At 42.4% G+C, this 13,268-nt stretch carries 10 protein-coding genes and 1 pseudogene; 6 read left to right on the top strand and 5 right to left on the bottom strand.

Translation table 11 applies throughout. The features are described from left to right. Together RG47T_RS26520 and RG47T_RS26235 are read left to right on the top strand one after the other, a co-directional pair. A pseudogene (locus RG47T_RS26520) lies at positions 1 to 220 on the top strand (hypothetical protein); the annotation flags it as partial. A 184-nt stretch (positions 221 to 404) separates the two neighbouring features. Continuing rightward, positions 405 to 548, top strand: coding sequence for a hypothetical protein (locus RG47T_RS26235; RefSeq protein WP_171972591.1), 144 nt, complete (start codon positions 405 to 407; stop codon positions 546 to 548). An 86-nt stretch (positions 549 to 634) separates the two neighbouring features. Here RG47T_RS26235 and RG47T_RS23350 read toward each other — a convergent pair whose 3' ends face one another. Then, complete coding sequence (locus RG47T_RS23350; protein WP_074492286.1) at positions 635 to 2,611, bottom strand: retaining alpha-galactosidase; 1,977 nt, start codon at positions 2,609 to 2,611, stop codon at positions 635 to 637. A 160-nt stretch (positions 2,612 to 2,771) separates the two neighbouring features. Between RG47T_RS23350 and RG47T_RS23355 the strand changes: the two genes are divergently transcribed. The 3 genes from RG47T_RS23355 (at position 2,772) to RG47T_RS23365 (ending at position 6,759) form a co-directional block, all read left to right on the top strand. Further along, positions 2,772 to 3,569, top strand: coding sequence for an MOSC domain-containing protein (locus tag RG47T_RS23355; protein ID WP_074492288.1), 798 nt, complete (start codon positions 2,772 to 2,774; stop codon positions 3,567 to 3,569). 82 nt (positions 3,570 to 3,651) lie between these two features. Further along, the gene (locus RG47T_RS23360) at positions 3,652 to 6,249 is read left to right on the top strand and encodes a PAS domain-containing sensor histidine kinase (protein WP_074492290.1); all 2,598 of its coding nucleotides are present in this window, start codon (positions 3,652 to 3,654) and stop codon (positions 6,247 to 6,249) included. Positions 6,250 to 6,369: 120 nt separating this feature from the next. Further along, entirely contained in the window at positions 6,370 to 6,759 is a 390-nt protein-coding gene (locus RG47T_RS23365) for a response regulator transcription factor (RefSeq protein ID WP_074492292.1), read from the top strand. Between the two features lie 2 nt (positions 6,760 to 6,761). On the opposite strand, the gene RG47T_RS23370 is transcribed toward RG47T_RS23365, so the two are convergent. The 4 genes from RG47T_RS23370 to RG47T_RS23385 all read right to left on the bottom strand — a co-directional run bounded on the left by RG47T_RS23370 (position 6,762) and on the right by RG47T_RS23385 (position 12,628). Continuing rightward, positions 6,762 to 7,238 (bottom strand): GNAT family N-acetyltransferase, encoded by a 477-nt coding sequence (locus RG47T_RS23370; RefSeq protein ID WP_245770798.1) that lies wholly within the window; start codon positions 7,236 to 7,238, stop codon positions 6,762 to 6,764. 70 nt (positions 7,239 to 7,308) lie between these two features. Continuing rightward, a complete protein-coding gene (locus RG47T_RS23375; protein WP_074492295.1) occupies positions 7,309 to 9,213 on the bottom strand; it encodes a beta-N-acetylhexosaminidase in 1,905 nt (634 codons plus the stop codon). 161 nt (positions 9,214 to 9,374) lie between these two features. Continuing rightward, entirely contained in the window at positions 9,375 to 11,729 is a 2,355-nt protein-coding gene (locus tag RG47T_RS23380) for a glycoside hydrolase family 3 C-terminal domain-containing protein (protein ID WP_074492297.1), read from the bottom strand. A gap of 128 nt (positions 11,730 to 11,857) precedes the next feature. Beyond that, a complete protein-coding gene (locus RG47T_RS23385; RefSeq protein ID WP_074492299.1) occupies positions 11,858 to 12,628 on the bottom strand; it encodes a FecR family protein in 771 nt (256 codons plus the stop codon). Between the two features lie 188 nt (positions 12,629 to 12,816). On the opposite strand from RG47T_RS23385, the gene RG47T_RS26525 reads away from it, so the two are divergent. Then, positions 12,817 to 13,268, top strand: a 452-nt coding sequence (locus RG47T_RS26525; protein ID WP_216351145.1) for a cellulase N-terminal Ig-like domain-containing protein, incomplete at its 3' end; no start/stop codon positions are given.

Here is a 13,268-nt window from a genome sequence, read left to right on the forward strand (position 1 = left end):
CCACGTAGTAAGTGAAATGGCCGGCGGTTTAATGGATATTGGTTTTACCATAGCACCGCAATGCTACACCTATTGGAACAATGGCCCCGGACCGGGCACAGCTTACCTGAAAACAGATTTCCGCAAAGACTGGTCTATCGAAACAGCGAAAGCTGTAGCTGCTAACGTAATGGCTGTAGCGCAGGCATTAAAAAACACACCAATTATATACGAGCGCTAAAATGACTTTAAAGTCATTTATATTCAATATTTTGGTCAGAGAAAATTAAGGCTGTATTTTTTTATATACAGATTTATAAGAGATTCGCGGGGAAAACCGCGATTTTGCCTTAATTGGAATATTGTAAAAGTTTGGCATCATTATCGTATTTAACCTAATACAACTAACTTAAAAAACAACGGCTATGAAAACTATCAACAAAACAGACCTGATGTTAAAAGCACTAGATATTGAATTAAAAAAAATATTACAAGCTGATTTAGAAACATACCGCACGATGCAATTAATTGCCGCTATCAACAACCAGGGTGCAAGAAAAGCAGCCTGATCTACATATATCCTATCTATGAAAACAAAAAGAGTCTGCATTAAATGTCAGACTCTTTTTTTGTTATATACTTATTCGCTCGCTCGTTAAATCTTTTCAAAACGCGCTGACCAGCCTCCACCGGGTGCCATCTTAATATTCAGCTTGTCTTTTGCGTTAACTGTAACGGTCGATTTTTTATAATCTGTAGCATCATTATCGGCATTAATACCATCCTCAAATATCACAGCGCGGTATTTGCCATCGCCAAGAAAAGAAAGATCAATTGAAATGCTGCGGGCATCCCAGCTGGTCATAGCGCCTGCAAACCAGGTTGTACCTTTACGGCGGGCAATAGCCACATAATTACCAACGCTTCCATCAAGGGCAACGGTTTCATCAAACGTGGTAGGTACGGCTGCTATGAAATCGGTGCTTTCCTGTTCTTTCATATAGCTGGTTGGGTTATCGGCCAGCATTTGTAAAGGGGCTTCAAATATGGTGTACATAGCCAGTTGGTGGCAGCGTGTGCCCTGGCTCATGGGGTTATCATTAACAGCACGCCAGTTTGCTTTATTGGCATTACGCATAGCACCCGGCGTATAATCCATTGGCCCGGCCAGCATGCGGATAAAAGGGATGCTTACATCGTATACCGGATGGTCTTTAACGCCCCATTTTACATTTTCCATACCCTTAACACCTTCAAAATTAATAAGGTTAGGATAGGTATGCTGTATGCCAGATGGTTTGTACATACCATGGTAATCAACCATCATGTGGTGCTTTGCCGCGGCATCGGCAATGGCATAGAGTGATTTGGTCATCTTCTGGTCGTCGCGGTCTATAAAATCAATTTTAAAACCTTTAACACCCATTTGCTCATATTTTGTTAAAATGCCTTCCAGGTCGCGGGTAATTGCAAACCAGCTGGCCCATAAAATTACGCCTACATTTTTTTGCTTGCCATAATCTATCAGTTCTTTAAGGTTAATAGCCGGCGAGATTTTGGTCAGGTCAACATCGTCGCTCCAGCCTTCGTCAATAACTACATACTCCAGTTTGTTGGCAGCAGCAAAATCTATATAGTATTTATAGGTATCATTGTTAATGCCTGCTTTAAAGTTAACGTGGCTAATATTCCAGTTGTTCCACCAGTCCCAGGCCACTTTGCCGGGCTTAATCCAGCTTATATCTGCCACGCGCGATGGTGCTGCAATTTTTTGCATCATGTCATTATCCAGCAACTCTTTATCGCTGTTGCTAATAATTACAATACGCCACGGAAACATTTTTGGGCCGGTTATTTTAGCAATATAATCGGCACGGCCGTTTACCACATAATTAATGTTATGGTGGCCGCCATTAGCTTCTACGGTTGGGTATTTAGCAAAAGTACCGGTTAGTCCGTTACTGCCTTTATCGCCGGCTGCAAGGTACATACCCGGGTAATCTTCTATATCAGCCTCTAAAATGGCCGCCTTTTGCTGATTGCCCAAATCAACTAATAACGGTAAAATGGCCAGGCTATCTTTAGGGATGGCAGAAAGCTGCAATTTGCTATACAGGGCCTCAAATGAAGTTGTAAATTTATCTTTATTGCGATAGTCGTTTACAAAAGGCAGGTAAGCGGTATCATCGTTTTTAAAATTAAACTGTGCCTGCTCATTATTTATCGTGATTTCGCCTTTGCGTTCGCTTACAAAACGGTAAGCAAGACCATCATCATAAGCGCGGAATATTACCCCATAATCTCCTTTAAAAGAAAGTGTAATTTGGTTGTAATGGTTATTTACGTTGGTTTTTTTATAAAATGGCGTTTTAATCATCTCATCAGCCTTGGAGGTCTCGGCTTTTTTAACCGATACATTTTGGCCCAGCACTTCGCCGCCGGCCAGTTCCATGCCAATGGTTGATGGAGTAATTACCTCGGTGTAACCATCCTTAACAGACCATGTAATAGTTTTGCCAACATTAATAGTGGCCGACAAGCGGCCGTCTGGCGATTGTAGCTGGTAAGTTTTTTGTGCCACAGCACCTGTGCATACAAATAGTAAAACAGCAAATAAAGGTTTCGCTCTCATGAATTATTGGTAAATATTTATAATCTGGTATCCGCACCTTAGCAGTAGCGTGCTCTAAGCTAATAAAAAAAGGGAATAACTGTCAAAATGATTGTTATTGTGTACAATTACATGCTCAAAATAATTCCGGTTCATATCAATTACTTATTTTAGCAATACCATGTTACAAATTAGCCAGTTATTTATCTATCCAATTAAGTCGTTGGGCGGTATTGCGCTTACTACCGCCGAAGTAACAGACCGTGGATTGAAGCACGACCGCCGCTGGATGCTTGTTGATGATAATAACCGCTTTATATCGCAGCGTGAATTTGCCCGTATGGCACTCCTGCAGATGACTATTGAAAGCGATGGATTACGGGTAACAGACAAAAGCAATGAATCATTTATCCTGGTCCCTTTTGAGCCCGAAACCAATATAGTTGTAAAAGCAACCGTTTGGGATGATAGCTGCGAGGGTACGCTGGTAAGTGCTGAAGCTGATAAATGGTTTACCCGGATACTTGGCATAAATGCCCGGCTTATTTACATGGCAGAGGTTTCGCGTCGTGAGGTTGACCCAAGATATGCCCACCAAAAAGAGATCACATCTTTTGCCGATGGGTATCCGTTTCTGCTTATCGGGCAGGCCTCCCTGGATGAGCTGAACACCCGGCTTCAGAATCAAATCAGGATGGACCGTTTCAGACCAAATATTGTTTTTACCGGTGGCGAACCCTATGCAGAAGATGTGATGCCGCACATCCGTATTAATGAGATAAACTTTTACGGTGTAAAACGTTGTGCCCGTTGTGTAATGATTACCATAGACCAGCAACATGCGACCAAAAATGTGGAGCCTATGAAAATACTGGCCGGTTACCGTGCGCAGAATAACAAGATCTTTTTCGGCCAAAACCTGCTGCACAGCGGAACGGGTAATATTAGTATTGGAGATGCCTTGCAAATAATTATTTAAACATACAGGATATAAGATTGAATTTTAAAACAAAAGGTTCAAAATGTATCTTTAGCAACAAAAATTTTTTCTCAGCCATAAAATGAACATTGCCCCAGACATTAATCAGGACGAAATAGATATTCTACGTGCTTTAATACAGGAAGCGCCCGACCCGATTGGTTTGTATGTGGGGCGAGAGATGCGGATTCGCGTGGCTAACAAAGCTATCCACAAAACCTGGGGTAAAACAGAGACGGTTGTTGGTAAAACATTTCGTGAAGCATTACCAGAAATTGAAGGGCAGGGTTTTTATGAACTACTGGACCAGGTTTTTACAACAGGCATCCCTTACGAAGCTAAACAGGAACGCGTATACCTGCTGATTGATGGCCAGCTTAAACTTCATTATTTTGATTTTACTTATACGCCGTTAAAGCATGCTGGCGGCTCTGTTTGGGGAGTATTAAACACAGCGAAAGACTTAACTGAAGCCGTTTTATCGAAAGAACGCATAGATAAAGCAGACCAGCGCACCAAATTTACCCTGGACGCAGCCGGTATAGGCAACTGGGACATGGATGTGGCAAATAGTAAAGTTTGGTGGGATAGCCGCTGTAAAGAGCTTTTTGGGTTTACTAAAGATGAACAGGTTTACTACAATGATGTATTAAGATGTATCCATCCGCTAGACCGAAAACGCGTTGATATTGCTGTACATGAAGCTTATGATGCCGTACTTAGAAAACCTTACGATATTAAATTTCGCACTATAAGCGACGACAACAAAACCCGATGGGTACATTGCAAAGGCCGTGCTTATTTTACAAATGATAATAAAGCTACCCGTTTTGCTGGTATTGCGCAGGATATCACCGAGCAAATAACCGCTGATGAAAAAGCAAAATCGGCCGAACAATTAACCCGGCTAGCTGCAGAAGCAGCCGGTGCCGGTACCTATTTTATCGACCTTGTTAATAATGAAACCATATACTCACCAACCTTAGTTAAAATTTTAACCGGCGAAGATTTAACCGGGCTGAAACATGCCGATTTGGTAAAGTTTGTACATCCAAATGATGTTGCAAAACGGCAGGAGGCCTTTGATGAAGCTTTTAATACCGGAAAGCTGAGTTACGAGGTGCGTTTTAAGTGGGCAGATGGTTCTGTACACTGGATAAAAACGTTGGGATCTTATCTTTTTGATCCGGATGGTAAGCCAATTGTGTTAATGGGTATTTGCCAGGATATAACAACCGATGTTGAAGCCCGTGAAGAGCAGCAACGCTTGTTATGGCTAATGGAAAACAGTAACGATTTTATAAGCTTATCCACCCAGGACGGCTATGTTACCTATGTTAACAAAACGGGGCTCGACTTAATGGGTTTTAGTAGCCTGGAAGAGGCGCAGCGACATAATTCTGAATATGTAATGCCCTCTGAAATAGAAAAATTAACAGATGAGATTAATCCCGTTTTGTTAAGTGATGATAAATGGGAGGGTGAGATTACATACAAACATTTTATAACCGGAGAAGCTATTCCGGGCCAGGCGATATCTTTATTGCTGCGCGAACCTGTTACCGGCGAATTATTGGGCAGGGCTTCATTGTTCAGAGATCTGCGGCCGGATATTGCCGCCCGTAAGGCACTGGCCGATAGCGAGCAATTGTTTAGGGGAATTACCCAGGCATCGCCAACGGCCCTATGGATGTCTGACGAAAATGCACAGATCACCTATGTAAACCAGATTTGGATAGACTGGACCGGCTACCCGGCAGAAAGCCATATTGGCGAGGGCTGGTTAAACGCTGTATTGAAAGAAGATGTTGAGCAGGCTGCCACTAAATTTTTGGCAGATTATAAAGACCGTAGATACCATGAGAGCCAGTTCCGCATCAGGCATCTAGATGGCACATTGCGTTGGATAGTTTGCACGGGAAACCCGCAATACAATGATGCCGGCAATTTCTCGGGCTATATTGGTGCTTGTGTAGATATAACCGAGCAAAAGCAATTACAAAACCAAAAGGACGATTTTATAGGGATTGCCAGCCACGAACTTAAAACGCCGGTAACCAGTATTAAAGCTTATGCCCAGGTATTAGAAGCCATGTTCCGCAAAACAGGGGATGACCGCAAGGCTAACATGGTTGTAAAAATGAACAACCAGATAGACCGGCTGACCAGTCTAATTGGCGATTTGCTGGATGTAACCAAAATACAATCGGGCCGGTTGCAGTTTAACGATAGCTGGTTTGATTTTAACCAACTGATGCAGGACATGATAGAAGACCTGCAGCGCACCACAGAAAAGCACCAGATTATTACCGAGTTAAACCCTATAGGCCAGGTATATGCAGATAAAGATCGCATAAGCCAGGTACTTACTAACTTGATTACCAATGCCATTAAATATTCGCCCGATGCCGATCAAATTATCGTACAGGCCGAAATTGTTGACAATGAAGTGATGGTGTGTGTAAAGGATTTTGGCATAGGTATTAGCCATGATAAAACAGACAAAGTATTTGAGCAATTTTACCGTGTAAGCGGCGATAAGCAGCACACTTTCCCGGGGCTTGGGCTTGGTTTATACATTTCTTCAGAAATTATTAAGCGCGAAGGCGGCCGCATTTGGGTAAACTCGGTACAGGGAAAGGGTTCAACCTTCTGTTTCTCTTTGCCCATTAAGCAATAAATAATTGCTATTGTGTAAATTTTACGCAATAATGGTCAATTTTCGTATCTTCCTAGTTTACCATTAGTTAAGTTGCAAATATTTGTTATTTTTTTATATGTTTGTTTGACCTTTAAAAACATGCTTAAGAAAATTTTAATAGCAGACGATGACCCCGGGATTGTAGATGCAGTTGAGATGATGCTCAACTTTTATGGCTACGATGTAAGTTCTACTTACGATGGCAGAGACGCCCTTAAATTATCCGGCGAGGAATTACCCGATCTGTTTTTATTGGATATATGGATGTCTGGCGTAGATGGCCGCGATATTTGCCGCCAATTGAAAGGGAACGAGCATACACGCAACATACCCGTACTAATGATTTCGGCTAGTAATGATATCGACGCCTCTGCACGCCATGCCGGCGCAGATGATTTTATGACCAAGCCCTTTGATATGCAGCAACTGATTGACAAGATAGAAAACCTGCTTGACGCACAACAGAGCCCGGCTGTCAGCCTTGCATAGTTTTACGATAGCTCTTTCTTAAAACAGATACTATTTTCAATACCTGCATACTGGCCATAATTTTCTGTAACAGTGTAGCCTTTTTTGTTGTAAAGGCTAATAGTTTCGTTTTGTGCTGTACTGGTTTCTAATATGGTATGGGTGTAGCCTAATTCTTTGGCCCAGTTTTCCAATTCGGTTAAAACTTTCCCTGCAATACCTTTACCCCTGCTTTCGGCCGCTACAAACATGCGCTTTACTTCTGTTGCTTCGGCATCATAGTGTTTTATAGCACCACAACCCGCAGCTGCATTATTGAGGTAGGCAACCACCACATGTTTAATCTGGTCTACCTTGTTAAACTGGTTGAAAAATGCCTGTTGGTCGCCGTTGCGGCTGTGCAGGTTTGCATCCAAATCCTTAATCAGTTTTGCAAAACCAGGGTTGTGAGAATCTGTTCTTATCAATTTTAAATCAACCATATCCTCGTGTAAATCCATTTACAAACATAAAAAAGTCCCACCAATCAATACAGATCAGTGGGACTAATATTTGAAAAAGAGATGCTGGCTATTTTTTACCAGCTCTTTTATTTAAATCGGTAACCGGTATGGTAATCATCCGGCCAATTGGCTCGTTACCACGGTAAGTGATCACCTTTAATTGAAATGCGTCCTCGGGTATTAAAACCGGGCTGGTGTATTTTGGGTAATGGTTATCCGGGAAAGAATTGTCGAACGTGTAATAAATATCTAACCCTTGCATTTCTGTGCTCATAAATACCTGCACCTTTTTATCTGCTGTTTGGCTGGCTGTAAATATGGGGTCGTAAACGCTTGGCGCATATTTAATATCTGCTACCTTAAAGCGGTCGAAATGAGTTTCTACACGGCCAACAAAATCATTCCAGTTTTTCCTGGCCTTGGGCGACCATAAACTTTCTGAAATAGCAAAACCACGAGGCCAGGTCATGTATTCGGCATGGCGCATGTTATACACCTGCTCTGTCCATAAGTTAGCTTGCCCGCCTTTAATATACTTATCGTCAACACTGTCTGGCACCGGTTCGAAAGCATATGCTTTTGACAGGCGCAAGGTTGCGTAAATACGCGGTTCAATGGCTACATCACCCTGCATGTAATCAAGATAAGCAAAATCAGTTGGGCTCATCACTACATCATGATGCATTTTGGCCGCATCTGCACCTCCCTTCATTCCACGCCAGCTCATTACTGCGGCATCCGGGGCAAGGCCACCTTCCAAAATCTCGTCCCAACCCATAAATTTCTTGCCTTTTGATTCTACAATCTTTTCCAATCGTTTCTCAAAATAGCTTTGCACCTCTTCCATGGTTTTCAGGTTTTCTTTTACCATTAAAGCCTTAATGGCATCGCTTTGCTCCCAAAAGTTTTTAGGGCATTCATCGCCCCCCATATGGATGTAGGGAAATGGAAACAGTGGCGCAACCTCTGTTAGTACCTTATCTAAAAATTCATAAACTTTTTCGTTAGCCGGGCACAGGGTATTATCAACCAGGGCCTTTGGCGGCCTAACGCTCCAGTCCATAATTACTTCGCCAGAACGTACGTGGTAGTTTTCTGCACCGGGCGTGCAAGACAGTTCGGGGTAGGCCGAAACAGCTGCCAGGCTATGGCCGGGTACATCTATCTCGGGCAAAATATTTACAAAACGTTCCTGTGCGTATTTAACCAGTTCACGAATATCATCCTGAGTGTAAAAACCGCCATAGTTACGTGGCTCGTCTGGTGTGGGTGGGGCAAAAGTGCCGAAATAGCCTACCTTTTTAACATTATAAGCTCCTATTTCTGTCAGTTTAGGCAAACTTTTAATCTGAATGCGCCAGCCTTCGTCATCTGTTAAATGCAGGTGCAACAGGTTAAATTTATAGCGCACCATGTTATCAATATACTGCTTAACATCTTCTTTGGTAAAGAAATGGCGGGCTACATCAAACATTAATCCGCGCCATTCAAAACGCGGGTAATCGGTTATTTTAACATAGGGTAATGTCCATGTTTTTGCAACAACTGTAGCACTCTCAATTTCTTTAGGGAATAATTGCAGCAGCGTTTGTACGCCATAAAATAAACCGACAGGCTCATTGGCGCTAATTAAAATCCCTTTGGCCGATACTGTTAAATGGTAGCCTTCTTTGCCAATTACAGTCTCCGGTGTGCTATTTAATAAAAGCTTAATGGTATAAACCGCGGTATTGGCTTTTTCGGTAATGGTAACGCTTGTAGCGGTGGTTAATTTCTTTTTAAGATAATTGGCTACCGGCACTACACCGGCCTTGCTGGTGCCTGTAATGATAACAGAGTTGGACAAGGTAAAGGTGCCGGCAGTTTCGGTAATTTCTACCGGCTCGGGGATAATGGCTATTTTTTTTGCGCCCTGGCCGAAGGACGATAGCGCAAAGCCACTAATAAGAACAAAAGCTGTTAGTTTCTTCATAAATAATTAGCTGTGAGAGTTTAATTTTGGTGTTATAGTATTGCAAATTATAAATTATGACGGGGATAATTGAAATTAATTTATTTATAAGACAAATAAAAAGCGGCCCCAGTTACGAAGGCCGCTTAGTTTGGAAACGTTAGATTAGTTAGTCTTTAATATTATTTAGCCAGCTCTTTTATTTCAGAAGCTGGGGCAAGTGCTTTATGCACTTTTAAAACATTGATGTTTTTATCCAGTTTAAACTTTTCAGATTTTTTAATATCCAGTGATGACGAGCCTACCTTTACTTTATAATCGCCACTTTCTGCCACCCATGTTTCTGTAGCTGTGTTAAACGAAGCCAGGTCGTAGCCAGTTAATACAAAGGTTACCAGCTGGGCTTCGCCCGGTTTTAGTAAATTGGTTTTAAAAAAGCCTTTCAGTTCGCTCTCCGGTTTGTTCAGCATTTTAGATGGTGCGCTCAAATATAGCTCAACCACTTCTTTACCCGCAGTTTTGCCTTTGTTGGTAATTAAAACAGATGCGGTTATTTTACCGGCAAACGTTTTGCTGCTCAGTTTAAAATTACTGTAATCGAATTTAGTGTACGATAAGCCGTAGCCAAACTCGTAAGCGGGCTTAACGTTAAAGGTGTTAAAATAACGGTAGCCTACATAAATACCATCATCATAAGTAACCTCGGCAGGGTTGCCCATTAGCGGGTTAGCAGATTTTGCGCCCGGCAATTCTTTACCCGGGAAGGTTTTAGCGTTCGGTACATCAGCATAAGCCATCGGGAATGTTGCTGCCAATTTACCTGATGGATTTACCTTGCCGCTCATAACATCGGCAATGGCGTTACCACCTTCCAATCCTGGATCCCAGGCTAAAAGGATGCCATCTACCTTATCGCGCCAGCTGGCAGTTTCAATAGGGCCACCAATATTTAGTACAACCAGTACTTTTTTGCCATTATCATGAAATGCTTTGCTAACGTCGCTAATCATGGCTTGCTCAACCGCAGTCAGGTTAAAGTCGTCAGCCTCTTTACGGTCGCCGCCTTCACCAGCCAAACGGCCGATAGTAATTATACCAATATCAGATTTGTTAGCTTGTTCTTTCAGTAAATCAGCGCTAAGCGGCATCTCACCAATTGGTTCGGGCGCTAAAAACATCATTTTCGGTTTTGGGCGTTTTGCTTTTTGGTCGGTAATATAGGCTTTATAAGCGCCTGATAACGATGCATCAACCTTATAGCCGGCATTAGCAAAACCCTTATCTATAGAAATTACATAAGCTTTATTCACATCACCGCTACCTGTACCACCGGCAATCAGGTCGTACGATGTATTGCCAAACAGGGCTACACTTTTAGTGCTGTTTAAAGGTAATACGTTATCATCGTTTTTCAGCAATACCATACCTTCGGTAGCAGCCATGCGGCTCACACGTGCGTCGGCCTTTAAGTCTGGTTTGTCATTGTATTTATAGCCTTTAAACGTTGGCGACTTTAGGATGATATTTAAGATATTCGTTACGTTTTTATCCAATTGCGCCATCGAAATTTTGCCGCTTTTTACGCCTTCTAAAATCTCTTTGGTTTGTATTGTTGTACCGGGCATTAACTGGTCATTGCCGGCATTCATTTGCGCAACGGCATTTTTACCGCCAAACCAGTCGGTCATTACATAGCCTTTAAAGCCCCACTCATTACGCAGTACGGTTGTTAATAGATCCTTACTTTCTGAAGTATAAGTACCATTGATAAGGTTGTATGACGACATCACCGTCCATGGTTGCGCTTTTTTAACAGCAATTTCAAATCCTTTCAGGTAAATTTCGCGCAGGGCGCGTTCGCTTATAAAGGTGTTCAGGTTCATGCGGTTAAATTCGGCATTATTGGCTGCAAAGTGTTTGATAGAAGTACCCACGCCATTGCTCTGGATGCCTTTTACAAAACTGGCAGCCATGTTACCGGCGATGATAGGATCTTCAGAGTAGTACTCGAAGTTACGGCCACCCAAAGGATTCCGCTGGATGTTCATCCCCGGCGCCAAAAGGATATCGATACCATACTCCAATACTTCGTGGCCGAAGGCCACGCCTACACGTTTTACCAGCGCGGTATCCCATGATGATGCCAGGAGTGTACCTACCGGAAAAGCGGTTGCATAATATGTTTTAGTACTGTCTTTATGCCTTATTGGGTTAATACGTACACCTGCAGGCCCATCAGACAGGGTGAGCGTTGGGATACCCAAACGCGGTATGGCATGAGAGCGGCCTGCCGCACCTACTACCTTTTCGGCAATATTATCGGCAGGGTCCATTGGTGGCAGCATGCCCGGAGGGATACCCTCTATATTAAAGCCCATGCCAACAATTAGCCTTACCTTTTCTGCTAAGGTCATGGCGGCTACTACATCTTTAAGCGGGCTTTTACCTAACTGAGGGACTTTGGTTACTGGTTTTTTCTGTGCACTAAGCATTGCCGGCAGCAACAGCGCCATACACAGTACTTTAATTGGTTTCATAATGGTTGTAATTGGTTAAAAACGCTAATCTTTGTGTTAGGTCGACACAATGTAGGATATATTTATTATATTATAAAAATATTTCAAAATAAATTCTCACAACTATTTCAAAATCAGTGGCTAAATAGTTAATATGTGCCAAGCCACCATGCAGGGGTGTTAGCGTTATTGGGTGTTTTAATGAGCCCGGTATGTCTTTCGTCGCTTATCAGTCTTTCGCCGTGGTTTAATAATATTTCCCGGCCATGTGCACTTACTTTAACCTGCCCGTTATTTAGGGTTATTTCGGTTTTGCCATTGTTGGCCTTTACGTTAACAGTTGCCCCGGTTGCAGTTATAATTGTTCCTTTTGTGTTAATGCCCAGGGGGGTATTTTCATATGGTATAATTTTAAAGCAGGCTTCGCCTGTTAAGGTAACCGTACGCTTATTACTTGTAAAGCGAGCCGGGAAAGTAAGTTTCGAATTGGCATTAAGTATAACTATGGTTCCATCGGGAAGGGTTTCTGTTATTACATCTGGGCCACTGGCAATGGTCACCATCTGGTTGCTGTACAACCTCGTGCGAATTATGTACCCCATAAGTCCAATTAAAGCTACCGATACCAATAATTGAATCCAGCGTGCTTTAAACTTATAAACAGGCTTATCGATATGCGCTCCATGGTTTTTATTGATAAGGTTTTGCAGCCGCTGCCAGGCTTCTTCGTTATGCGCAATGTGGTTAGTATCGCGCAACTGATGTGCTGCCCTTATGCGTTTAAATTGGGCATAGTGTTGCCGGTTGGCATCATTGGTATTGATCCATTTTTCTGCCCGGAAGCGCTCATGGGGCGTGGCTTCGCCGGTAAGATACTTCCCCAGCAAATCTTCGGGCATATCATTATTTGTCACCTTCATAATGGAGGCAAATGCAATATTGATTTCATTAAGTTTATGATACCCTATTGACGGGGTATTCAGGTAATTGGTTATGAATTCAAATATACTTATTATAGCATACCATGCATCAAACTTTTAGCGGGTGTTTTAACTGTAAATTATATCTCTCCTGAAAAAAATAATTACATTTCATCTTTTATCCGGCAATGAAAATATTAAAATACATACTCATAGTGATAGGTGTCTTGTCAGGCTTAAACAGCCAGGCTTCGCCCGAAATATTTGTTAACCAGGTTGCTTTCGATAGTAACTCATCTAAAATTGCCGTGATTGGCTTAGATGAAAAGCTGACGCATAAAAGTGTTTTTAATTTGGTGAATACCGTTACCAACCAAAACGTATTTACCGGTGTGCTAAGCGGACCAATGCAGGTTGACGACTGGACGCCCGGTAAGTTTTATTATACTGCAGATTTCTCATCCATCCAAACAAGGGGCAGGTACAAGATAACCATCAGCATAGCTAATGCCCCTTATAATTCTGCCGAATTTGTGATCGATAACAATGCACTGGCTAAACTCACTATACCGGCCATTATTCATTATTACCATAACCAACGGGCCAATACCCCGGCAGAATTGGCTGCCGATAGCAAGGT

Origin of the sequence: Mucilaginibacter polytrichastri, from assembly GCF_001911425.1 — a bacterium.
Lineage (GTDB): Bacteria > Bacteroidota > Bacteroidia > Sphingobacteriales > Sphingobacteriaceae > Mucilaginibacter > Mucilaginibacter polytrichastri.